A 23,744-nucleotide genomic window follows, 5' to 3' on the forward strand; every position below is an offset into this window, starting at 1 on the left:
TTCCGGCGTGTTGCGGGCCCCTGGATTCTTGCCCGGATTCCAGGTTGCCCGATAGCCTTCAGGTATCACTTGCATAGCCTGGGCTAAGTGCTTATTCAGTAAAGCATTTTGGGCGTTCTCCACTGGCACTGTCGGTGCTAAGTCGTTGATTTCATTGCAAAACTTTGTTGCACCTGGCGGGGCTCGGTATTTTTTTCCTGCTACAGTGCAAAAAAGTGCAATTAAGTGGTGAAAAGTGCCCTCGTGCGTCCATTCCGGATGCGCAGGCGCGACAACGAGCTGGGGTTCGATTCCGTGTTTCAAGGGGCGTCATCGCTGAGTCTGGATGCGAAGGGAAGGCTTTCCGTGCCTACCCGGCATCGTGACGTCCTCGCGGCGACCGCCAACAGCCAGCTCACCATCACCAAGCATCCGCACGGCTGCCTCATGGTGTTCCCCCGCCCCGAATGGGAAAAATTCCGCGAGCGCATTGCCGAGTTGCCCATGTCCGCCCAGTGGTGGAAGCGCATCTTCCTGGGCAACGCGATGGACGTGGACATGGACGGCACCGGCCGCGTGCTGGTCTCGCCCGAACTGCGGCAGGCCGCCGGCATCACCAAGGACACGATGCTGCTCGGCATGGGCAACCACTTCGAGCTGTGGGACAAGGCCACCTACGAGGCGCAGGAGGCTGTTGCCATGCAGGCCGAGATGCCGGCCGCTTTCCAGGACTTTTCTTTCTGAGGCCATGGTGAACGCACCGCTGCAACACACCACGGTCTTGCTGGGCGAGGCGGTCGACGCCTTGCTGGGCGCCGCCGGCCCCGCGCCCGCCGGCGTGTGGATCGACGCCACCTTCGGCCGTGGCGGGCACTCCCGCAAGATACTGGACCGGCTGGGGCCGGGCGGGGGCCTCGTGGCGTTCGACAAGGACCCCGAGGCCATCGCAGAAGCAGCGCGCATCACCGATGCGCGCTTTTCCATTCGGCACGAAGGATTCCGCCATCTGGCCGAACTGCCCGAGCGCAGCGCCGCGGGCATCCTCATGGACCTGGGCGTGAGTTCGCCCCAGATCGACAGCCCCGACCGGGGCTTCAGCTTTCGTTTCGACGGCCCGCTGGACATGCGCATGGACACCACGCGCGGCGAGAGCGTGGCCGATTGGTTGGCCACGGCCGAGGTCGGGCAGATTGCGGAGGTGATACGTGACTACGGCGAAGAACGGTTTGCTGGCCCCATTGCAAAGGCGATTGTTGCTCGTCGCGAGGAGCGGGGCCCTCTTGCCACCACCGCTGAACTGGCCCAACTCGTGGCTGGCTCGGTCAAGACCCGCGAAGCAGGCCAGAACCCTGCAACGCGCACATTTCAGGCTCTTCGGATTTTCATCAACGCCGAGCTTGAAGAGTTGCAACAGGCGCTAGAGGCCAGCCTGCGGGTGCTCGCACCCGGTGGCCGGCTGGTGGTGATCAGCTTCCATTCGCTGGAAGACCGCATCGTCAAGCAGTTCATCGCCCAGCATTCCAAGGAGGTCTTCGACCGCCGCGCACCATTTGCGCAGCCGCAGCCCATGCGGCTCAAGGCGCTGGACCGCATCAAGCCCACCGCGGCCGAGATCGAGGCCAACCCCCGCTCCCGCAGCGCGGTGATGCGCGTGGCCGAGCGCACGGAGGTGCCGGCATGACGCGCCTGAGCTTGGTGCTGCTGCTGGGGGTGATGGTGAGCGCGCTGTACCTCGTGCACATGCAGTACGAGTCGCGGCGCCTGTTCACCGAACTGGACCGCGCGGTGGCCAATTCGCGCCGCCTGGAGACCGAACACCAGCGCCTGCAGGTCGAAAAGCGCGCCCAGGCGACGCCGCTGCGGGTGGAAAAGCTCGCCCGCGACCGCCTGCAGATGCGCACGGCCACGCCGGCCATCACGCAGTACGTCGCCGACGACGGCACGCCCGTGGTCACGGCCGCCACGGCGGCTCCGGTGCCGGCCACGCCGGGTGGCGCGGGGAGCGTGCGCCGATGAGCCGCAGCGTCAACTACACCTCCAGCCCGCTGCTGGCCAGCAAGACGCCGGTCTGGCGCAGCAAGTTCATCGTAGCCATGGTGGCGCTGGGCTTCGTGGGCCTGGGCGCCCGCGCGGCCTACGTGCAGGTGTTCGGCAATGCGTTCTTCCAGCGGCAGGGCGAGGTGCGATTCGCCCGCACGCTGGAGCTGCCCGCCAACCGGGGCCGCATCCTGGACCGCAACGGGCTGATCCTGGCCTCCAGCGTGCCGGCGGCCAGCATCTGGGCCATTCCGGAAGACGTGGAGCAGGACAAGCCCGAGGTGCGCGAAAAGCTCCAGCAACTGGCCAAGCTGCTGGAGATGCCGCTGCCCGCGCTCAAGACCAAGCTCGCGGACGAGGACAAGACCTTCGTCTGGATCAAGCGCCAGCTCGACTGGGAGGTCGGCCAGCAGATCGCCGCCCTCGACATCAAGGGCATCTACCAGCGTAAGGAATACAAGCGCCAGTACCCCGAAGGCGAATCGGCCGCGCACGTGGTGGGTTTCACCAACGTGGAAGACCATGGCCAGGAGGGCATGGAGCTGGCCTTCGACCAGCAGCTGGCCGGCAAGGCCGGCTCGCGCCGCGTCATCAAGGACCGCCTGGGCCGCGTGGTGGAGGGTGTGGGCGCCGAGGTACCGCCGGTGGACGGGCAGGACATGCAGCTGTCTATCGACAGCAAGGTGCAGTTCTTCGCCTACCAGAAGCTGCGCGACCAGGTGGCGCTGCACAAGGCCAAGGCCGGCAGCGTGGTGGTGATCGACGCGCACACGGGCGAGCTGCTGGCGCTGGCCAACTACCCGAGCTACGTGCCCGACAAGCGCCAGAACCTCACCGGCGAGCAGCTGCGCAACCGCGCGCTCACCGACGTGTTCGAGCCCGGCTCCACCATGAAGCCGTTCACCATCGGCCTGGCGCTGGAGACCGGCCGCGTGCGCCCGGAAACCATCGTGGACACCAACCCCGGCCGCGTCACCATCACGGGCTCGACCATCTCCGACACGCACAACTACGGCGTGCTCACGGTCGAGGGCGTGATCCAGAAATCCAGCAACGTGGGCACCACCAAGATCGCCATGCAGATGCCGGCGCGCGAGATGTGGGAGACCTTCTCGGCGGCCGGTTTCGGGCAGAAGCCGCAGATCCACTTCCCCGGCGTGGTGAGCGGCCGCCTGCGGCCCTACAAGACCTGGCGCCCGGTGGAGCAGGCCACCATGTCCTACGGCTACGGCCTGTCGGCCAGCCTGCTGCAGATGGCGCGCTCGTACACGGTGTTCGCCAACGGCGGCCAGATCATTCCCGCCACCATGCTCAAGTCGAGCACGCCGGCGGTCGGCGTGCCCGTGTTCTCCGAGCGCACGGCCGACCAGGTGCGCAAGATGCTGCAGATGGCCGCGGGCCCCGGCGGCACGGGCCAGCAGGCGCAGACCGTGGGCTACTCGGTGGGCGGAAAATCCGGCACCGCGCGAAAGCAGGTGGGCAAGAGCTATGCCTCGGGCAAGTACCGGGCGTGGTTCACCGGCATGGCGCCGATCGACAAGCCGCGCATCATCGTCGCGGTGATGATCGACGAGCCCAGCAACGGCGTGTTCTACGGCGGCGCGGTGGCCGCGCCGGTGTTCAGCGCCGTGGTGCAGCAGACCCTTCGCATGATGGGCGTGCAGCCCGACATGGCCGTCAAGCCCCAGATCGTGGCCAACACCGTGGAGGAATCGCTATGACGACGACCCCGCTGCTCACTTCGGTGCACGACGCCGTGCAATGGCTGGCCGCCCGGGTGACCGGTACGCTGCAGACCGACAGCCGGCTGATCCAGCCTGGCGACGGCTTCATCGCCTGGCCGGGCGCCGCCACCGATGGCCGCGCCCATGTGGGCGACGCACTGGCGCGTGGCGCCATGGCCTGCCTGGTCGAGCACGAAGGCATCGAGGCCTTCCATTTCGCCGACGCGCCGGTGGCCGCGCTGCGCGGGCTCAAGGCCATCACCGGGACGCTGGCGGCCGAGTGGTTCGGGCACCCCACCCAGTCGATCGACGTGCTGGCCGTGACCGGCACCAACGGCAAGACCAGCGTCAGCTGGTGGCTGGCCGATGCGCTCAACCTGCTGGCGCGCAACGAACTGGCGGCGCCCGGCGGCTGCGCGCTGATCGGCACGCTGGGTGCCGGCGTGCCGCCCGCGCTCGAATCCACCGGCCTCACCACGCCGGACCCGGTGCGCCTGCAGCGCGCCTTCGCTCATTTCACCAAAGAAGGCCATGTGGCCTGCGCGATCGAGGCGTCGTCCATCGGGCTGGCGGAGCACCGCCTGACCGGCACGCGGGTGCGGGCGGCCCTGTTCACCAATTTCACCCAGGACCACCTGGACTACCACCCGAGCATGGCCGCCTACTGGCAGGCCAAGAGCACCCTGTTCGACTGGCCCGGGCTGCAGATCGCCGTGGTCAACATCGACGACCGGCGCGGCGCCGAACTGCACGAGACGCTCTCCCAGCAGCCGCTGGACCTGTGGAGCGTCTCCCTTCAGGGGCCGGCGCGCCTGCAGGCGCGGGACATTGCCTGGGGCGATGGCGGCCTGTCGTTCACTGTGGCCGAGGGCGCGCAAAGCCACGTGCTGCAGACCCGGCTCATCGGCCACTACAACGTGGGCAACCTGCTGCTCGTGATGGCAACGCTGCGGGCGCTGGGCGTGCCGCTGGAACACGCGCTGTATGCCTGCGCACAGCTGTCGCCGGTGCCGGGCCGCATGGAGCAGATCCATGCGCCCGACCAGCCCCTGGTCGCCGTGGATTACGCCCACACGCCCGATGCCCTCGACCAGGCGTTGCAGGCGCTGCGCCCCATCGCGGCGGAACGCGGCGGTCGGCTGTGGTGCGTGTTCGGCTGCGGCGGCAGCCGCGACCGCACCAAGCGCCCCCTGATGGGCGCGGTCGCGCAGCAGCGTGCCGATGCGGTCATCGTCACCAGCGACAACCCGCGCGGCGAGACGCCTGCGGACATCATCCATGAGATCCTGCAGGGCACCCTGGCCGGGCGCACCGTCCGTGCCGAGGTCGATCGCGCCGCGGCCATCGCGCTCGCGCTGTCCGAGGCCGGCCCGCGGGACGTGGTCCTGATCGCCGGCAAGGGCCATGAGGATTACCAGGAGGCGGCGGGCGAGCGCAGGCCGTTCTCCGACATGTCCCACGCCCAGGCCGGACTGGCCGCCCGGGGAGGCCGTGCATGGGCATGATGACGCTGCAAGAGGCGCTGGGGTTCATCCAGGCGCGCGTCCCCGCTGCACGGCTGGTGGGCGAGGGCGGCATGCCGCTGTCCCGCGTGCACACCGACACGCGCACGCTCCAGGCCGGCGACCTCTTCGTGGCGCTCAAGGGCGAGCGCTACGACGCCAATGCCTTCCTGGCCGACGCGCGCAAGGCCGGTGCCGCCGCCGCCGTGGCCCATGGCGGGCTGCTCGATGCGGCCGGGCTGCCCGGCATCGAGGTGCCCGACACGCTGGCGGCGCTCGGTGCCCTGGCCGCCGGCTGGCGGGCCCAGTTCCGGCTGCCGCTGATCGGGGTGACCGGCAGCAACGGCAAGACCACCGTCACACAGATGCTCGCGGCGGTGCTGCAGGCCTGGAAGGGCCCGGCGGCCTTTGCGACGCAAGGCAATTTCAACAACGACATCGGTGTGCCGCTGATGCTGCTGCGGCTCAACGCGGCGCACGAGGCGGCGGTGATCGAGCTGGGCATGAACCATCCGGGCGAGATCTCGTACCTGGCGGGGCTGGCCCGTCCCACGGTGGCGCTCGTCAACAACGCGCAGCGCGAACACCTGGAGTTCATGCACACGGTGCAGGCCGTGGCCGAGGAGAACGGCGCCTGCCTCCCGGCCCTGCCCGCCGACGGCGTGGCCGTGTTCCCCGCGGGCGATGCCTACACCGCACTCTGGCGGCAACTGGCCGCGGGACGCCGCTGCGTGACCTTTGGTGCGGACGGCGCCGACGTGCGATGCACCGCCGCGCGCTGGGAAGCGAACACCTGGCACATCCGCATCGAAACGCCGCAGGGCGGCTTCGATACCACGCTGCGCATCGCAGGCATGCACAACGTGACCAATGCACTGGCCGCCACGGCCTGCGCATGGGCGGCGGGCGTGCCGCTGGATGCCGTCGCGCGCGGGCTTTCCGCCTTCGTGCCGGTCAAGGGGCGCTCGCGCGCCTTCAGCGTGCCGCAGGACGGGCGCGTGGTCACGGCGGTGGACGACACCTACAACGCCAACCCCGATTCCATGCGCGCCGCCATCGACGTGCTGGCCGGCCTGCCCGGTCCACGGCTGCTGGTGCTGGGCGACATGGGCGAGGTGGGCGAGCAAGGGCCGCAGTTCCACGCCGAAGCGGGCGCGCAGGCGCGCGCCAGCGGCATCGACAGGCTGTTCGCGCTGGGCGCGCTCAGCACCCACGCTGCGCAGGCCCACGGGCCGGATGCGCGGCATTTCGAAGACATGGCATCGCTGCTTGCAGCGGTGCGGCAAGCCCTGCCCCAGGTGGGCAGCGTGCTGGTGAAGGGATCTCGGTTCATGAAGATGGAGCAGGTGGTGCAGGCGCTGGAAGCCCGTGCGGACACGAAGACGAACGCACGCGGGGGCGCCACATGCTGCTGATGCTGTCGCAATGGCTGCAGGGCCTGTCCCCGGAATTCGGGTTCTTCCGCGTCTTCCAGTACCTCACGTTCCGCGCGGTGATGGCGGCGCTGACGGCACTGGTGATCGGGCTGGCGGCGGGGCCGAAGGTGATCCGCATGCTCGCCTCGCTCAAGATCGGGCAGCCCATCCGTGGCTACGCGATGGAATCGCACCTTTCCAAGAGCGGTACCCCGACCATGGGGGGCGTGCTCATCCTGGGCTCGATCGCGATCTCCACGCTGCTGTGGTTCGACCTGTCCAACCGCTTCGTGTGGATCGTGCTGGCCGTGACCCTGGGCTTCGGCGCCATCGGCTGGGTGGACGACTGGCGCAAGGTGGTGCGCAAGGACCCGGAAGGCATGCGCTCGCGCGAGAAGTATTTCTGGCAGTCCGTCATCGGTCTGCTGGCCGCGCTCTACCTGGTGTTCAGCATTTCCGAGAACTCCAATTCGCGCGTGTTCGAGCTGTTCATCACCTGGGTGCAGTCCGGCTTCTCGCTGGACCTACCGCCGCAGGCCGGGCTGCTGGTGCCGTTCTTCAAGGAAGTCAGCTACCCGCTGGGCGTGCTGGGCTTCGTGATCCTGACCTACCTCGTGATCGTGGGATCGAGCAACGCGGTCAACCTGACCGACGGCCTCGATGGACTGGCGATCATGCCGGTCGTCATGGTGGGCTCGGCGCTGGGGCTGTTCGCCTACGTGGCCGGCAGCACGGTGTACTCCAAGTACCTGCTGTTCCCGCACATCGCCGGCGCGGGCGAATTGCTGATCTTCTGCTCGGCCATGGCCGGCGCGGGCCTGGCCTTCCTGTGGTTCAACACCCACCCGGCCCAGGTGTTCATGGGCGACGTGGGCGCGCTGGCGCTGGGCGGCGCTTTGGGCACCATCGCCGTCATCGTGCGCCAGGAGATCGTGCTGGCCATCATGGGCGGCATCTTCGTGGTCGAGGCGCTTTCGGTGATGCTGCAGGTCGCCTGGTTCAAGTACACCAAGAAGCGCTACGGCCAGGGCCGGCGGCTGCTCAAGATGGCGCCGCTGCACCACCATTTCGAGAAAAGCGGCTGGAAGGAGACGCAGGTGGTCGTGCGCTTCTGGATCATCACCATGCTGCTGTGCCTCATCGGCCTGACCACGCTGAAACTGCGATGAACCCGCACGACCCCCTTCTTCCTGGCGAGGCGCCAGGCCTGCCGCAGGGTGCCGATGGCCCCGGCGAGGGGGAGGTCGCGCCCAGGGTTTCTCCGTCCGTGGTGGTGTCGGTGCAGGGCATGGACGCCATGCCGCCGCGCTCAGACGCATCCGGCGCTCCCGATTCGCCCGACGTGCCCCGCACGCCCGAAAGCGTGGCGCTGGCGCCGCAGGATGAGGACGCATCCTCCGCACCGGCCCCGCAGGCACCACCGACCCCCGCGAACGACGCGATGGCGCAGGCGCTCGCCGGCATGACCGCGCCCGCAGTCTCGGCCGCTGCGGCCGCTGCGGCGTTCGTGGCGCAGATCTTCGCGGACGTGGGCTCGCCCGAGTCCGCCACCGCGGCCGGTCCGCGCGATCCGGGCGCGGCGCCATCCTCCGATGACGCAGCCCCGGCCGACGGCGCCACCGGCCCGGTGGCCGGTCCTACGCCGGTGCCGGCCGGCTGGCCGGGCGAGGGCGCTGCGCTGCTGCAGGGCCAGGACATTCTCATTCTCGGCCTGGGCGCTTCCGGGCTGGCCATGGCCCGCTGGTGCGTGCGCTGCGGCGCGCAGGTGACCGTGGCCGACACGCGCGAGGCGCCTCCGCAGCGCGGCACGCTGCATGCCGAGCTGCCCCAGGTGCGCTTCGTGGCCGGTGCGTTCGACGCCTCCCTGCTCGAAGGGCGCACGCCGCAGGCCATCTACCGCTCGCCCGGCCTGCGTCCCGACACGCTGGCCGCCCTGTCGTCCGAGGCCCGAGCGCGCGGCATCCGCATGGAGGGTGAACTCGCCCTGTACGCCATGGCGCTGCGCGAGTTGCGCGCCGCGCACGGCTACGCCCCGGCGGTGGTGGCCGTGAGCGGCACCAACGGCAAGACCACGGTGACTTCGCTCACCGGCCGGCTCGTGGACTGCGCCGGCAAGACCGTGGCCGTGGCCGGCAACATCGGCCCGACCCTGCTGGACACGCTGGGCCAGCACATCGATGCGGGCACCCTGCCCGAGGTCTGGGTGCTGGAGCTGTCCAGCTTCCAGCTCGACGGCGTGGCGGGCTTCGAGCCCACGGCCGCGGCCGTCCTCAACATCAGCCAGGACCACCTGGACTGGCACGGCAGCCTGGCCGCCTACGCGGCCGCCAAGGCGCGCATCTTCGGCGAGAGCGGCCTGATGGTGCTCAACCGCGAAGACCCGGAGGTCATGGGCATGTTGCCCGAGGCCGGGCTGGCGCGCAGCGCGGCCAGGCCGGCGACCGGGCGCGCGAAGGCCCCGAAGGTGCAGGTGCGTCCCCATGTCACGTTCGGCGGCGACATGCCCCAGCGCCCGGGCGATTTCGGCCTGGAGATCGTCAACGGCATGGCCTGGCTCGTGCGGGCGCAGGAGGCCGACGAAACCGCCCGCCGTTCGCGTGCGCAGGAAGAAGAGCTGCACATCCAGCGCCTGATGCCCGCCGATGCGCTGCGCATCCGCGGCCGCCACAACGCCGTGAACGCGCTCGCCGCGCTGGCGCTCGCACAGGCCGCCGGCTGCGCGCTGGGCCCCATGCTGTACGGCCTGCGCGATTACCGCGGCGAGCCGCACCGCGTGGAGCCCGTGGGGCTCATCGGCGATGTGGAATATTTCGACGACAGCAAGGGCACGAACGTGGGCGCCACCGTGGCGGCGCTCACCGGCCTGGGCGCGGAGCGCCGGCTGGTCGTCATCCTGGGCGGCGACGGCAAGGGGCAGGACTTCTCGCCGCTGGCCGCGCCCGTGTCGCGCTACGCCCGCGCCGTGGTGCTGATCGGCCGCGATGCACCCCAGATCCGCGCCGCGCTCAAAGACGCGGGCGTGGCCCTGCTGGACGCACCGACGCTGCCGCAGGCGGTGGATCTGGCCACGCAGCGCGCCCATGCCGGCGATGCGGTGCTGATGTCGCCCGCCTGTGCCAGTTTCGATATGTTCAACGATTACGAGCACCGCGCCCGCGTGTTTTGCGAAGCCGTGCAGGCGCTTGCGAACGATCGCGGCCAGGACCTGGAGGGCTCCGCATGAGCACCGCACCCGCATCCCCCGGCCTGCTGCAGCGCGTGACCGGAAAGTTCGGCGGCTGGTTCGGTGGCCTGCCCGCCAAGCCCGCCGACGTGCTGCCGGTGCGCGTGGGCGGCACCGAATACCGCCAGACCACGACCACGCCGGCCAGCGTGCTCGGCTTCGACCAGGCCCTCCTGTGGGTCGTGGTGGCGCTGCTCGCCTGGGGACTGGTGATGGTGTATTCCGCGTCCATCGCCATGCCGGACAACCCGCGCTTCGGCAAGATCGCGCCCACCCATTTCCTGGTGCGCCACATCATGGCGCTGGTGATGGCCTTCGTCGCGGCCCTGCTGGCGTTCCAGATTCCCATGTCCACCTGGGAGCGCGTGGCGCCGTGGTTGTTCGTGCTGTCGATCGCTTTGCTCATCGCGGTGCTGATCCCGCACGTGGGCACGGTGGTCAACGGCGCGCGGCGCTGGCTCTCGCTGGGGGTCATGAACTTCCAGCCGTCGGAGCTGGCGAAGTTCGCCGTGCTCATCTACGCCTCGGACTACATGGTGCGCAAGATGGAGGTCAAGGAGCGCTTCTTTCGCGCCGTGCTGCCCATGGGCGCGGCCGTGGCCGTGGTGGGCGCGCTGTTGCTGGCCGAGCCCGACATGGGCGCCTTCATGGTGATCGCCGTGATCGCCATGGGCATCCTGTTCCTGGGCGGCGTGAACGCCCGCATGTTCTTCCTGATCGCCGCCGTGCTGGTGGGCGCCTTCGCGCTCATGGTGATGATGAGCGACTGGCGGCGCGAGCGCATCTTCGCGTACCTCGATCCCTGGAGCGAAAAGCACGCGCTGGGCAAGGGCTACCAGCTGTCGCACTCGCTGATCGCCATCGGCCGCGGCGAGATCTTCGGCGTCGGGCTGGGCGGCAGCGTGGAAAAGCTGCACTGGCTGCCCGAGGCGCACACCGACTTCCTGCTCGCGGTGATCGGCGAGGAGTTCGGCCTGGTCGGCGTGCTCATCCTCATCGTGCTCTTCCTGTGGATGACCCGCCGCATCATGCACATCGGCCGCCAGGCCATCGCGCTGGACCGAGTGTTCGCCGGCCTGGTGGCGCAGGGCGTGGCCATCTGGATGGGCTTTCAGGCCTTCATCAACATGGGCGTGAACCTGGGCGCGCTGCCGACCAAGGGGCTGACCCTGCCGCTGATGAGCTTCGGGGGCTCCGCCATCCTGATGAATCTGGTGGCCATCGCCGTGGTGCTTCGGGTTGACTACGAAAACAAGCACCTCATGCGCGGAGGCCGCGTATGAGGTGCTTGTTTCAACAAAACGGGCACCGCATGGCGTCAGCCATGCCGGGCGCGCAGCGCGCGATGCGCGGAGGCCGCGTATGAGGTGCTTGTTTCAACAAAACAGGCACTGCATGGCGCCAGCCATGCCGGGCGCGCAGCGCACGGTGCGGGGTGGACGCGTATGAGCGCACCCAAAACCGCGCTCATCATGGCCGGCGGCACCGGTGGCCACATCTTCCCGGGCCTGGCCGTGGCCGAGGAGCTGCGCACGCGCGGCTGGCGCGTGCACTGGCTGGGAACGCCCGGCAGCATGGAGTCGCGCCTGGTGCCGCCGCGCGGGTTCGCGTTCGAGCCCATCGATTTTTCCGGCGTGCGCGGCAAGGGGCTGCTCACGCTGGCCTTGCTGCCGCTGCGCCTGCTGCGCGCCTTCTGGCAGTCGCTGGCCGTGGTGCGCCGCGTGCGCCCCGACGTGGTCGTGGGCCTGGGCGGCTATGTCACGTTTCCGGGCGGGATGATGGCCGTGCTGTTGGGCAAGCCGCTGGTGCTGCACGAACAGAACTCGGTGGCCGGCCTCGTGAACAAGGTTCTGGCCGGCGTGGCCGACCGTATCTTCACGGCCTTTCCCGGGGTGCTCAAGAAGGCCCAGTGGGTGGGCAACCCGCTGCGCACCGCCTTCACGCAGCAGCCCGCGCCGGCCGAGCGCTTCGCCGGCCGCACGGGGCCGCTGCGCCTCCTGGTCGTGGGCGGCAGCCTGGGCGCCCGCGCGCTCAACGAGATCGTGCCGCAGGCCCTGGCGCTGATTCCGGCGGACCGCCGGCCCGTCGTCACCCACCAGAGCGGCGCAGCGCAGATCGATGCGCTGCGCGAGCACTACGCGAAGGCGGGCGTGCAGGCCACGCTCACGCCGTTCATCGACGACACCGCGGCGGCGTTCGCCGACGCGGACCTCATCGTCTGCCGTGCGGGCGCCAGCACCGTCACCGAGATCGCCGCCGTGGGCGCGGCGGCGGTGTTCGTGCCCTTCCCCCACGCGGTGGACGATCACCAGACCGCCAATGCCCGCTTCCTCGTGGACGCCGGTGGCGGGTGGCTCGTGCCGCAGCGCGACCTCACCCCCGAGTGGCTGGCACAGTTGCTACAAAATTCAGAGCGCAATGCCCTAGTGGATATTGCTCGGAAAGCCAAAAACATGCAAAAGATCAACGCCACCCGCGAAGTGGTGACTGCCTGCGAGGAGCTGGCATGAAGCACGCCATTCGCCACATCCATTTCGTCGGCCTGGGCGGCGCCGGCATGTGCGGCATCGCCGAGGTGCTGTTCAACCTGGGCTACGGCATTTCGGGCTCGGATCTGTCCGACAGCGCCACCCTGCGCCGCCTGCAGGCGCTGGGCATCCGTACCTGCGTGGGCCATGCGGCCGCGCACATCGAGGGGGCGGATGCAGTGGTCACCTCCACGGCGGTGCAGGCCGACAACCCCGAGGTGCTGGCCGCCCGCGAAAAAAAGATTCCCGTGGTGCCGCGCGCGCTGATGCTGGCCGAGCTGATGCGCCTGAAGCGCGGCATCGCCATCGCCGGCACGCACGGCAAGACCACCACCACCAGCCTGGTGACCAGCGTGCTGGCCGAGGCCGGGCTCGACCCGACCTTCGTGATCGGCGGGCGGCTCAACAGCGCGGGCGCCAATGCCAAGCTGGGCAGCGGCGACTACATCGTGGTGGAGGCGGACGAGTCCGACGCCTCGTTCCTCAACCTGCTGCCCGTGATGGCCGTGGTGACGAACATCGACGCCGACCACATGGAAACCTACGGGCACGACTTCGGCCGCCTCAAGGGCGCGTTCGTCGAGTTCCTGCACCGCATGCCGTTCTACGGCACGGCGATCCTGTGCGTGGACAACCCGGCCATCCGCGACATCCTGGCCGACGTGACCTGCCCGGTGACGAGCTACGGCTTCTCCGAAGACGCCCAGGTGCGCGCAGTGGACGTGCGGGCCGATGCGGGCCAGATGCGTTTTCGCGTGCAGCGGCGCAACGGCGTCACGCTGCCCGACATCGACGTGGTGCTGAACCTGGCGGGCGAGCACAACGTGCTGAACGCCCTGTCGGCCATCGCGGTGGCGGTGGAGCTGAACATTCCCGACGACGCGCTGCTGCGCGCCCTCGCCCAGTTCAAGGGCGTGGGCCGGCGCTTTCAGCGCTACGGCGACATCGCCGCGCCGGGCGGTGGCAGGTTCGCGCTGATCGAGGACTACGGCCACCACCCGGTCGAGATGACGGCCACGCTGGCCGCGGCGCGCGGCGCCTTCCCGGGCCGGCGCCTGGTGCTGGCGTTCCAGCCGCACCGCTACAGCCGCACGCGCGACTGCTTCGAGGATTTCGTGAAGGTCATGGGCAGTGCGGACGCCGTGCTGCTGACCGAGGTGTATGCCGCCGGCGAGGCGCCCATCGTCGCCGCCGACGGCCGCTCGCTCACGCGCGCCCTGCGCGTGGCGGGCAAGGTCGAGCCGGTGTTCGTGGACGACGTGGCCCTGCTCGCGCAGGCGATCGTGGACAACGCCCGGGACGGCGACGTGGTGCTGTGCATGGGCGCGGGCTCCATCGGCGCCGTGCCGGCGAAGGTGGTGGAAATGCTGCAGAAAGAAGAAGCGCCAGCGTTGGCGGAGGTCGCGCGATGAGCCACGAAGACACCCCTGCCATCGACGTGCGCGCCCTGGGCAAGGTCGCGGTGCTGATGGGCGGCTCGTCCGCCGAGCGCGAGGTCTCGCTGATGTCCGGCGGCGGCGTGCTGCAGGCGCTGCGCGCCCGCGGCGTGGACGCGCACGCGTTCGACCCGTCGCAGACCGACCTGTCCGAGCTGCGGCACGGCGGCTATGCGCGCTGCTTCATCGCCCTGCACGGCCGCCATGGCGAGGACGGCACGGTGCAGGGCGCGCTCGAGCTGCTCGGCATTCCGTACACCGGCCCCGGCGTGATGGCGTCCAGCATCGCGATGGACAAGATCATGACCAAACGCATCTGGCGCTTCGAGGGGCTGCCCACGCCGGACTGGCGCCTGGTGTCGAGCGCCGCCGCGACCGCGCAGGCGCTGCAGGCGCTGGGCGCGCCGATGATCGTCAAGCCCTCGCGCGAGGGCTCCACCATCGGCCTGACCAAGGTGACCTCGCCCGGGCAGTGCGAACAGGCCTACCTGCTGGCCTCCCGCTACGACCCCGAAGTGCTGTGCGAGGAATTCATCGAAGGCGACGAGACCACCTGCCCGGTGCTGGGCCAGGGGGCGGATGCGCATGCGCTGCCGGTGATCCGCATCGTGGCGCCGGCCGGCAACTACGACTACCAGAACAAGTACTTCACCGACGTTACTCAGTACCACTGCCCGAGCGGCCTGCCCGAGGCCGAGGAGCGTGAGATCCAGCGCCTCGTGGTCGAGGCCTTCCGCACGCTGCAGTGCCGAGGCTGGGCGCGCGCCGACATCATGATCCGCGCCAGCGACCGCAAGCCCTTCCTGCTGGAGATCAACACCTCGCCCGGCATGACCGGCCATTCGCTGGTGCCCATGTCGGCCCGCGCCAGCGGTGTGAGCTATGAGGCGCTGTGCCTGCGCATCCTGGCGAGCGCCTCGCTCGACGGGCTGCAGGGCCATGCCGGCGCCGGCGTCACCGTCCACGCCACCCCCACGGGAACCTCAGGAGCCGCATGACCGCCTCGCTGCCCGCACCGCTCGACGTCAAGCTCATGAACCTGACCGCCACGGTCCTGTTCGTGGGCTGCGCCGCGTTCGTGCTGGTGGTGGGCGGCTCGTGGATGCTGCGCCATCCGGCGTTCGCGATCGGGCGCATCGTGGTGCAGGGCGAGCTGGTGCACAACAACGCCGTCACGCTGCGGGCCAACGTCGGGCCGCACCTGGTGGGCAATTTCTTCACCGTGGATCTGCGCGCCGTGCGCGAGGCGTTCGAGCAGGTGCCCTGGGTGCGCCACGCGATGGTGCGGCGCGAGTTTCCCAACAGCCTGCGCGTGGAGCTGCAGGAGCACGACGCCGCGGCCTACTGGGGCGCCGAAGAGGGCTCCACCCTGGTCAACAGCCAGGGCGAGGTGTTCGAGGCCAACGGCGACGACCTGGACGCGGACGACCTGCCCCGCCTGCAGGGCCCGCAGGGCCAGTCGCTGGAGGTGCTGCAGATGTACCACCGCCTGCAGCCGGTCTTCGAGCCGCTGGACACCAAGGTCGATGCACTGGAGCTCACCGGCCGAGGCGGCTGGCGCGCCACGCTGGACAGCGGCGCCGTGGTGGAACTGGGCGGCGGCACGCCGCAGGACGTGGTGCAGCGCACGCAGCGCTTCGTGCGCACGCTGGCGCGCGTGGCGGGCCAGTACGGGCGGCGCGCGGACGCACTCGAATCGGCCGACCTGCGCCACGCCGACGGCTATGCGCTGCGGCTGCGCGGGGTGACCACGGTCAATGGCGACGCCCCCAAGGCGGCCGCCCGGGCCCCCGCGCGCACTGCACCGCAGCGCGCGCGCCCCGCCAGAACAACAGGGCAGAACCACTGAGGGCAGGACACAGAATATGGCAAGAGAATACAAAGACGTGGTCGTGGGGCTGGACATCGGCACCGCCAAGGTGATGGCGGTGGTGGCCGAGGTGCTGCCCAATGGCGAACTCAAGCTGGCCGGGCTGGGCGTGGCGCCCAGCAACGGCCTGAAGCGCGGCGTGGTGGTGAACATCGACGCCACCGTGCAGAGCATCCAGCAGGCGTTGAAAGAGGCCGAGCTGATGGCCGACTGCAAGATCCAGCGCGTGTACACCGGCATCACCGGCAGCCACATCCGCGGGCTCAATTCGAGCGGCATGGTGGCGGTCAAGGACAAGGAAGTCACCCAGGCCGACGTGGCGCGCGTGGTGGAGACGGCCAAGGCCATCAACATCTCCAGCGACCAGCGCCTGCTGCTGGTGGAGCCGCAGGAATTCGTGATCGACGGGCAGGATGTGAAGGAGCCCATCGGCATGAGCGGCATCCGCCTGGAGGCCAAGATCCACATCGTGACCGGCGCGCAGAGCGCGGCCGAGAACATCATCAAGTGCGTGCGCCGCTGCGGGCTCGAGGTGGAGCAGCTCATGCTGAACCCGCTCGCCTCCAGCCAGGCCGTGCTGACCGACGACGAGCGCGAGCTGGGCGTGGCGGTGGTGGACATCGGTGCGGGCACGACCGACGTGGCGATCTTTACCGGCGGCGCGATCCGCCACACTGCCGTGATCCCGATCGCGGGCGACCTCATCACCAGCGACATCGCCATGGCGCTGCGCACGCCCACCAAGGACGCCGAGGACATCAAGGTCGAAAGCGGCTATGCCAAGCAGCTGCTGGCCGATCCCGAGGCGCAGGTGGAGGTGCCGGGCCTGGGCGACCGCAGCCCGCGCATGCTCAGCAAGCAGGCGCTGGCCGGCGTGATCGAGCCGCGCGTGGAAGAGATCTTCTCGCTCGTGCAGCAGGTCATCCGCGAGTCGGGCTACGAAGAGGTGCTGTCCTCGGGCATCGTGCTCACGGGCGGCAGCGCCATCATGCCGGGCATGGTCGAGCTGGGCGAGGACATCTTTCTGAAGCCCGTGCGACGGGGCATTCCCAAGTATTCGAGCGCGCTGGCCGACATGATCGCCCAGCCGCGCGCCGCCACCGTCATGGGCCTGCTGGAAGAGGCGCGCCTTGCGCGCCTGCGCGGCTTCAAGGTGGCGCAAAAGAGCGGCTCGGTGAAGACCGCGTTCGGCCGCTTCAAAGATTTCATCGTGGGGAACTTCTGACATGTTGTCCCCTCAGCACTGGCTCGCTCGCGCCGGCCCCGATGCGCTGTTCTGGCAACGATGGCGGGGCACCGGCCCCCCTTTCGTGCCCCGGGCCGCGTCCCACCCGATTCCAACCATCCAGCCGTTTTGGCCCCATGCAATTCACGTGAAAGACTAGGAGCACCCACCATGACCATCGAAATGATCGAAGCCGAAGAATTCAATCAGGGCACCCAGATCAAGGTGATCGGTGTCGGCGGCGGCGGCGGCAATGCCGTCGCCCACATGATCGCGCGCAATGTGCAGGGCGTGGAGTTCGTCTGCGCCAACACCGACGCGCAGGCCCTCACGCGCAGCCCCGCGCACCGCACCATCCAGCTGGGCGGCAGCGGCCTGGGCGCGGGCAGCAAGCCCGACAAGGGCCGCGACGCCGCCGAAGCGGCCGTGGAAGACATCCGCAGCGCCATCACCGGCGCGCACATGCTGTTCATCACCGCCGGCATGGGCGGCGGCACGGGCACCGGCGCGGCCCCCGTGATCGCGCGCGTGGCCAAGGAGATGGGCATCCTCACCGTGGGCGTGGTCACCAAGCCCTTCGACTGGGAAGGCGGCCGCCGCATGGCCAATGCCGACAACGGCCTGGCCGAGCTGGAAGCCAACGTCGATTCGCTGATCGTCGTGCTCAACGAGAAGCTGCTGGAAGTGCTGGGCGACGACATCACCCAGGACGAGGCCTTCGCGCACGCCAACGACGTGCTCAAGAACGCCGTGGGCGGCATCGCCGAAATCATCAACGAATACGGCCACGTCAACGTCGACTTCGAAGACGTGCGCACCGTGATGGGCGAGCCCGGCAAGGCCATGATGGGCACGGCCACGGCGGCCGGCCCCGACCGCGCCCGCATCGCCGCCGAGCAGGCCGTGGCCTGCCCGCTGCTGGAAGGCATCGACCTGTCGGGCGCCAAGGGCGTGCTGGTGCTGGTGACGGCCGCCAAGGGCAGCCTGAAGCTGTCCGAGTCGCGCCTGGCCATGAGCACCATCAATGCCTACGCCTCGCCGGACGCGCACGTGATCTACGGCGCCGCCTACGACGACAGCCTGGGCGAAGAGATCCGCGTCACCGTGGTGGCCACCGGCCTGTCGCGCCAGAACGCACGCCGCCAGCCCATCTCGGTGGTGCAGGGCGGCCTGCGCACCGGCACGGACAACGTGGCCTACCAGATGCCCATGTCCGGCGCGACGCTGGGCGCGGGCCTGGTCGGTGGCGGCACCGCCCAGGCGGACTACGGCAACATGTCGGTGCCCAGCGTGTGGCGCACCAACCGCACGCAGGCGGCCGCCCGCGTGGACGCGCTGTCCTCGGGCGGCATGGACGACCTGGAAATCCCCGCGTTCCTGCGCAAGCAGGCCGACTGACGGGGAAGGCCCTGCGGGCCTTTCTTGTTCACAACACCGCCATGTTCCGCAAGGGGCTGGCGGTTTTTTCTTGCGCGCGTGGGCCTATTGCCCCCATAGCGGCAGCGATGCCCCATGATGGGGCCTCCCCCTCTAAAATCGACCGATGCTCCAGCAACGCACGATCAAGACCCTGACCCGCGCCGTCGGCGTGGGCCTGCACAGCGGCCAGCGCGTCGAATTGACGCTGCGTCCCGCCCAGCCCGACACGGGCATCGTGTTCCGCCGGGTGGACCTGCCCGAGCCGGTGGACATTCCCATCACCGCCATGGCCGTGGTGGACACGCGCATGGCCTCCACCATCGGCGTGGGCGGCGCGAAGGTGCACACGGTCGAGCACCTGATGTCGGCCTGCGCGGGCCTGGGGCTGGACAACCTGTACATCGACATCACCGCCGAAGAGGTGCCCATCCTCGACGGATCCTCCGCCTCGTTCGTGTTCCTGCTGCAGAGCGCCGGCGTGGAGCTGCAGAAGGCGCCCAAGCGCTTCATCCGCGTGACGCGCCCGGTCGAGGTGCGCGAGGGCACGGGCCCGAGCACGAAGTGGGCACGGCTCGACCCGTACCACGGCTACAAGCTGCGCTTCGAGATCGACTTCGCCCACCCGGCGGTCGATTCCACCGGACAGAGCGTGGAGTTCGACCTCGGCTCCGGCAACTACACCCGAGACATCGCGCGGGCGCGCACGTTCGGCTTCACCAAGGACGTCGAGATGATGCGCGCCAGCGGCCTGGCGCTGGGCGGCGGGCTGGACAACGCCATCGTCATGGACGACTACAAGGTGCTCAACAGCGACGGCCTGCGCTACGACGACGAGTTCGTGAAGCACAAGATCCTCGATGCCATCGGCGACCTGTACCTCGTCGGCAAGCCGCTGCTGGCGGCCTACAGCGCGTTCCGCTCAGGCCACGCGATGAACAACCTGCTGCTGCGCGAACTGCTCGCGCAAGAGGACGCCTGGGAAATCGCCACGTTCGACAACGAGCGCCAGGCGCCCGCCGGCTTCGCGCAGCCGGTGGCCGCGTGGTAGGGCGGCGCAGGGGCTTCGCGGCATGCTGATCTTTCGCTGGATCGCCACCCTGCTGCTGCTCATGGCAGCGGTGTCGTTCGCGTTCTACGTGGGCACGGGGCAGGCGCGCTACAAGCGCTGGGGGCTCATCATCCTGAAGTGGACGGTGATCGCCGGCTTCGTGTTCTTCGCCGTGCTCATCCTGGGGCGCATCGCCTGACCGACACGGAGGGATGGCGGCGGGCGAGGGGGCTGGCCTATACTGGCGCCTGCTCCGGGGTGTGCTGATGCGCTGAGATGCGGGCGGCCTGACGAATGTCAGGCTGGCTTGCGAACCCGACGAACTTGATCCGGTTCATGCCGGCGGAAGAAGAGCCGACCTCCCGTGACCGTGCCCGCACCCGCGTGGCACGCACCGCTTCACCAGGCGCCCTGCGCCTGCGTTCCAGGCACAGGTCCATTTCCGGAGCAGCCCCACCGCCCCCGGAAACAGGAGACCTGCCCCATGAACGCACCCGAACCCCTCGCCCGCGAAAAATTCGCCGAACTGCTCGCGCTCACCCGCGCGCCCTTTCCCGCATCGCGCAAGGCCTACTTGCCCGGCCACACGCACGCGGACCTGCGCGTGCCGGTGCGCGACATCGCGCTCACCAACGGCGAGCAGGTCAGCGTGTACGACACCTCCGGCCCCTACACCGACCCCGAGGCCGTGATCGACGTGCGCCAGGGCCTGGCCAGCGTTCGCGGCGGGTGGATCACGGCGCGCGGCGATGTGGAGCACTACGAAGGCCGCCCGCCCGTGGCGCTGGACGATGGCCAAAAGAGCGAGGACGCCGCCCGCCTGGCCCAGCTGCGGGCCGAGGCCGCCGCGCTGCAGCGCCAGCCGCTGCGCGCCAAGAGCGGCGCCAACGTGACGCAGATGCACTACGCGCGCCGCGGCATCGTCACGCCCGAGATGGAATACGTGGCCATCCGCGAGAACGGCCGCCGCGAATGGATGGCGCAGTACATGCAGGATGCGGGCCGCGAGCAGCGCCTGATGGGCAACCCCATGGGCGCGAGCATCCCGAAGATCATCACGCCCGAGTTCGTGCGCGATGAAGTGGCCCGCGGCCGCGCGATCATTCCCGCCAACATCAACCACCCCGAGGTGGAGCCGATGGCGATCGGGCGCAACTTCAAGGTCAAGATCAACGCCAACATCGGCAACTCGGCCGTCACCTCCAGCATCGAGGAAGAAGTGGAAAAGCTGGTGTGGGCCATCCGCTGGGGCGCCGACAACGTGATGGATTTGTCCACCGGCAAGGCCATCCACACCACGCGGGACTGGATCGTGCGCAACTCGCCGGTGCCGATCGGCACGGTGCCCATCTACCAGGCGCTGGAGAAGGTCGGCGGCGTGGCCGAAGACCTGACCTGGGCCATCTTCCGCGACACGCTCATCGAGCAGGCCGAGCAGGGCGTGGACTACTTCACCATCCACGCGGGCGTGCGGCTGGCCTACATCCACCTCACGGCCCAGCGCCGCACCGGCATCGTCTCGCGCGGCGGCTCCATCATGGCCAAGTGGTGCATGGCGCACCACAAGGAGAGCTTCCTGTACGAGCACTTCGAGGACATCTGCGACATCATGAAGGCGTACGACGTGTCGTTCAGCCTGGGCGATGGCCTGCGGCCCGGCTGCGCGTCCGATGCCAACGACGAGGCGCAGTTCGCCGAACTGCACACGCTGGGCGAACTCACCCAGACCGCCTGGAAGCACGATGTGCAGACCATGATCGAGGGCCCCGGCCACGTGCCCATGCACATGATCCAGGCCAACATGACCGAGCAGCTCAAGACCTGCCACGAAGCGCCGTTCTACACGCTGGGCCCGCTGACCATCGACATCGCCCCGGGCTACGACCACATCGCCAGCGCCATCGGCGCGGCCATGATCGGCTGGATGGGCACGGCCATGCTGTGCTACGTGACGCCCAAGGAGCACCTGGGCCTGCCCGACCGCGACGACGTCAAGCAGGGCATCATCGCCTACAAGATCGCCGCGCACGCCGCCGACGTGGCCAAGGGCCACCCCGGCGCCCGCGCGCGCGACGACGCGCTCTCCCAGGCGCGTTTCGATTTCCGCTGGCAGGACCAGTTCAACCTGGGCCTCGACCCCGAGACGGCCCAGGAATACCACGACGAAACGCTGCCGAAAGACAGCGCCAAGGTCGCCCACTTCTGCTCGATGTGCGGCCCCAAGTTCTGCTCGATGAAGATCACGCAGGAGGTGCGCGAGTTCGCCGCCAAGGGCCTGCAGGAAAAGGCGGTGGAGTTCCGCGGCACGGGCGGCGAGCTGTACGTGCCGATCCAGCCGGTGGGCTGATCGCCCTTCATGGGCGCAGGGCGCGCCGCCTGGCAAGGCGGCGGCGTGCCCTGGCGGACCTCAGGCGTGGCCCAGGCGCAGGGCCCGCACCGCAGGGACCGTTGCGGGCAAAGGCGCCGGCACGGGCGCGGAGAGGCGTTCCGCCGATTCGCTGGCCGCCGAGGAATGCGGCAGCGCGAAGCGGCTGATCACCGACGACAGGTCGTGCGCCTGCCCGCGCAGGCTTTCCGCCGCGGCGGCCGACTGCTCCACCAGCGCCGCGTTCTGCTGCGTCATCTCGTCCAGCCGCGACATGGCGGCGTGGATGGCCGCGATGTCCTGGTTCTGCGACCGGGTGTGGCTGCGGATCTCGCCCATGGTCTGCGCCGTGTGCTGGATGGTGGAGACCACGCGCTCCATCGTGCGGCCGGCGTGCCCGGCCAGGCTGGCGCCCGAGGCCACCTGCTGCACGGACTCGGCGATCAGCGCCTTGATCTCCTTGGCGGCCTCGGCCGAGCGGTTGGCCAGGCTGCGCACTTCGGACGCCACCACGGCGAAGCCCCGGCCCTGGTCGCCGGCGCGTGCGGCCTCCACGGCGGCGTTCAGTGCCAGGATGTTCGTCTGGAAGGCGATGGAGTCGATCACGCCGGTGATGTCGGCGATGCGGCGCGAGCCCGTGGCGATGCGGTCCATGGTGTCCACGACCTGCGTGACCACGCCGCTGCCTTCCTGCGCCACGCTGGCGGCCTGCGAAGCTAGGGCTTCCGTGCGCTCGGCGGACGCCGCCGCATCCGCCACGCGGCGGGTGACCTGCTCCAGCGAGGCCGCGGTTTCCTGCAGCCGCGCGGCGGCCTCCTCGGTGCGGTTGGACAGGTCGGCGTTGCCGCCCGCGATGTCGGTCGAGGCGGCGCTGATGCTCTGCCCCAGGGTCTGCACGCGGTGCACCAGGCTGCGCAGCGCGCCCTGCATCACCGACAGCGAGGTGAGCATGCGGCCGGTCTCGTCGCGTTCGTGGCCGGCGATGTCCTGGCGCAGGTCCAGCCCGGCCACGCGGTCCGCCGTGGCGCTGGCGATGGCGATCGGGCGGGTGATGCTGCGCACCAGCCACAGCGCCAGCAGGGTGCCCAGGGCCAGCGACAGCGCGCCGAAGGCCACCAGCGCCCAGCGCGCCATGCCGCTCAGGCGCGCGACCTGCGCCGCCGCTTCGTCGATGTCCTGCCGCTGCGACTGCGAGAGCGCTTCGAGCGCCTGGAGCAGCGCCGTGGCCGAGGGCAGGAAGCGTTCACCGTAGACCTTGCGGATGCGCTCGGTGAGGCCCGAATCGCGCGCGGCCACCAGCTCCGTCCGCGCGGCCAGGAAGGTGGCGCCCATGGTGCGCACCTGCGCCACCTGCTGCATGTTCTCGGTGCCTTCGAGCCGCCGGGCCAGTTGGGCGACCAGCGCGTCGTACTGCTGCTGGGTGCGCGCGATGTCGGCGCCGAGGATCTCGCCCACCTCGGGTTCGGAACTCAGGGCCACGGCCTTGTAGCGCTCGGCGTTGATGGCCTGCAGCCGGTACGCATCGGCCACCAGGCGCTCGGTCGCGACGCTGCGCTGCACCATGGCGTCCGTGGCGCGGCCGATGTGGTGCAGCGACCAGATGCCGATGGCCGAGCCCACCAGGCTCAGCGCCAGGACGGCGAGAAAGACAGTCAGCAGGCGCTGGCTCAGTGAGCCGGTGCCCGGCCGGGCGGCAGTGGGGGCAGGGGATTCGTGGGACGTGGGAGATGCAGTGAAGGGGTGTGCCATGTGGAGTCCGAAGGTGTGGCGGGCGCCATGGCGGGGCAGGAAGGCGCGCGCCGGCGCGGTCGCGATGGCAGTGACTTTGCCCTCCATTTGTGACAATTTGTTTTCCACTGCACGGTGTGAGGGCATGGCGCCGCGTGTTGGCCCCTCGGTGAATACCCCGTCGGCTATTGGCAGGGCGCCGCATATAGTGATCGCCGATGCGGCCCACGAGGCCGTGTTTTTTT

The 23,744-nt window shown here is 69.5% G+C and carries 19 protein-coding genes and 1 riboswitch; of the genes, 18 read left to right on the forward strand and 1 reads right to left on the reverse strand.

All coding sequences use genetic code 11. The features are described 5' to 3' along the window. Positions 1-294 precede the first annotated feature (294 nt). From mraZ to thiC, 18 genes are all read left to right on the forward strand, one after another. Positions 295-723 carry a division/cell wall cluster transcriptional repressor MraZ gene (gene mraZ / locus M5C96_RS03500; RefSeq protein WP_272569587.1) on the forward strand — a complete coding sequence of 143 codons (429 nt, stop codon included), beginning with the start codon at positions 295-297 and terminating at the stop codon, positions 721-723. 7 nt (positions 724-730) lie between these two features. Continuing rightward, entirely contained in the window at positions 731-1,660 is a 930-nt protein-coding gene (rsmH, locus tag M5C96_RS03505) for a 16S rRNA (cytosine(1402)-N(4))-methyltransferase RsmH (RefSeq protein ID WP_272569588.1), read from the forward strand. Further along, positions 1,657-1,995, forward strand: a complete 339-nt coding sequence (ftsL, locus tag M5C96_RS03510) for a cell division protein FtsL (protein WP_272567203.1) — start codon at positions 1,657-1,659, stop codon at positions 1,993-1,995. The genes rsmH and ftsL overlap by 4 nt, the downstream gene beginning before the upstream one ends. Beyond that, positions 1,992-3,737 (forward strand): peptidoglycan D,D-transpeptidase FtsI family protein, encoded by a 1,746-nt coding sequence (locus M5C96_RS03515; RefSeq protein ID WP_272567204.1) that lies wholly within the window; start codon positions 1,992-1,994, stop codon positions 3,735-3,737. Before ftsL ends, M5C96_RS03515 begins: the two co-directional genes overlap by 4 nt. After that, positions 3,734-5,245, forward strand: a complete 1,512-nt coding sequence (locus M5C96_RS03520) for a UDP-N-acetylmuramoyl-L-alanyl-D-glutamate--2,6-diaminopimelate ligase (protein WP_272567206.1) — start codon at positions 3,734-3,736, stop codon at positions 5,243-5,245. Before M5C96_RS03515 ends, M5C96_RS03520 begins: the two co-directional genes overlap by 4 nt. After that, the gene (locus M5C96_RS03525; protein ID WP_272567207.1) at positions 5,236-6,657 is read left to right on the forward strand and encodes a UDP-N-acetylmuramoyl-tripeptide--D-alanyl-D-alanine ligase; all 1,422 of its coding nucleotides are present in this window, start codon (positions 5,236-5,238) and stop codon (positions 6,655-6,657) included. The genes M5C96_RS03520 and M5C96_RS03525 overlap by 10 nt, the downstream gene beginning before the upstream one ends. Beyond that, positions 6,648-7,826: a phospho-N-acetylmuramoyl-pentapeptide-transferase gene (gene mraY / locus M5C96_RS03530; RefSeq protein WP_272567209.1), complete on the forward strand. Its 1,179-nt coding sequence runs from the start codon at positions 6,648-6,650 to the stop codon at positions 7,824-7,826. The genes M5C96_RS03525 and mraY overlap by 10 nt, the downstream gene beginning before the upstream one ends. Then, the gene (murD, locus tag M5C96_RS03535; RefSeq protein ID WP_442867354.1) at positions 7,823-9,880 is read left to right on the forward strand and encodes a UDP-N-acetylmuramoyl-L-alanine--D-glutamate ligase; all 2,058 of its coding nucleotides are present in this window, start codon (positions 7,823-7,825) and stop codon (positions 9,878-9,880) included. Before mraY ends, murD begins: the two co-directional genes overlap by 4 nt. Next, complete coding sequence (gene ftsW, locus M5C96_RS03540) at positions 9,877-11,163, forward strand: putative lipid II flippase FtsW (RefSeq protein WP_272567211.1); 1,287 nt, start codon at positions 9,877-9,879, stop codon at positions 11,161-11,163. The genes murD and ftsW overlap by 4 nt, the downstream gene beginning before the upstream one ends. Before the next feature lie 162 nt (positions 11,164-11,325). Next, positions 11,326-12,390 (forward strand): undecaprenyldiphospho-muramoylpentapeptide beta-N-acetylglucosaminyltransferase, encoded by a 1,065-nt coding sequence (gene murG, locus M5C96_RS03545; protein WP_272567213.1) that lies wholly within the window; start codon positions 11,326-11,328, stop codon positions 12,388-12,390. After that, a complete protein-coding gene (gene murC / locus M5C96_RS03550) occupies positions 12,387-13,820 on the forward strand; it encodes a UDP-N-acetylmuramate--L-alanine ligase (protein WP_272567214.1) in 1,434 nt (477 codons plus the stop codon). Before murG ends, murC begins: the two co-directional genes overlap by 4 nt. Then, the gene (locus tag M5C96_RS03555; protein ID WP_272567216.1) at positions 13,817-14,842 is read left to right on the forward strand and encodes a D-alanine--D-alanine ligase; all 1,026 of its coding nucleotides are present in this window, start codon (positions 13,817-13,819) and stop codon (positions 14,840-14,842) included. The genes murC and M5C96_RS03555 overlap by 4 nt, the downstream gene beginning before the upstream one ends. After that, a complete protein-coding gene (locus M5C96_RS03560; RefSeq protein WP_272567217.1) occupies positions 14,839-15,693 on the forward strand; it encodes a cell division protein FtsQ/DivIB in 855 nt (284 codons plus the stop codon). The genes M5C96_RS03555 and M5C96_RS03560 overlap by 4 nt, the downstream gene beginning before the upstream one ends. A gap of 16 nt (positions 15,694-15,709) precedes the next feature. Continuing rightward, on the forward strand, positions 15,710-16,939 hold the full coding sequence (gene ftsA, locus M5C96_RS03565; RefSeq protein WP_092741824.1) for a cell division protein FtsA: 1,230 nt from the start codon (positions 15,710-15,712) through the stop codon (positions 16,937-16,939). A gap of 171 nt (positions 16,940-17,110) precedes the next feature. Further along, positions 17,111-18,337 (forward strand): cell division protein FtsZ, encoded by a 1,227-nt coding sequence (gene ftsZ / locus M5C96_RS03570; RefSeq protein ID WP_272567219.1) that lies wholly within the window; start codon positions 17,111-17,113, stop codon positions 18,335-18,337. Positions 18,338-18,482: 145 nt separating this feature from the next. After that, complete coding sequence (gene lpxC, locus M5C96_RS03575; protein ID WP_272567220.1) at positions 18,483-19,406, forward strand: UDP-3-O-acyl-N-acetylglucosamine deacetylase; 924 nt, start codon at positions 18,483-18,485, stop codon at positions 19,404-19,406. A 22-nt stretch (positions 19,407-19,428) separates the two neighbouring features. Then, complete coding sequence (locus M5C96_RS03580; protein ID WP_272567221.1) at positions 19,429-19,605, forward strand: hypothetical protein; 177 nt, start codon at positions 19,429-19,431, stop codon at positions 19,603-19,605. 45 nt (positions 19,606-19,650) lie between these two features. Further along, a riboswitch (TPP riboswitch) is annotated at positions 19,651-19,774 on the forward strand. Between the two features lie 116 nt (positions 19,775-19,890). Continuing rightward, positions 19,891-21,753, forward strand: coding sequence for a phosphomethylpyrimidine synthase ThiC (thiC, locus tag M5C96_RS03585; protein WP_272567223.1), 1,863 nt, complete (start codon positions 19,891-19,893; stop codon positions 21,751-21,753). Positions 21,754-21,813: 60 nt separating this feature from the next. Here thiC and M5C96_RS03590 read toward each other — a convergent pair whose 3' ends face one another. Then, positions 21,814-23,520, reverse strand: coding sequence for a methyl-accepting chemotaxis protein (locus M5C96_RS03590; protein WP_272567225.1), 1,707 nt, complete (start codon positions 23,518-23,520; stop codon positions 21,814-21,816). Between the last annotated feature and the right edge of the window lie 224 nt (positions 23,521-23,744).

Source organism: Acidovorax sp. GBBC 1281, assembly GCF_028473645.1.
GTDB lineage: Bacteria > Pseudomonadota > Gammaproteobacteria > Burkholderiales > Burkholderiaceae_C > Paracidovorax.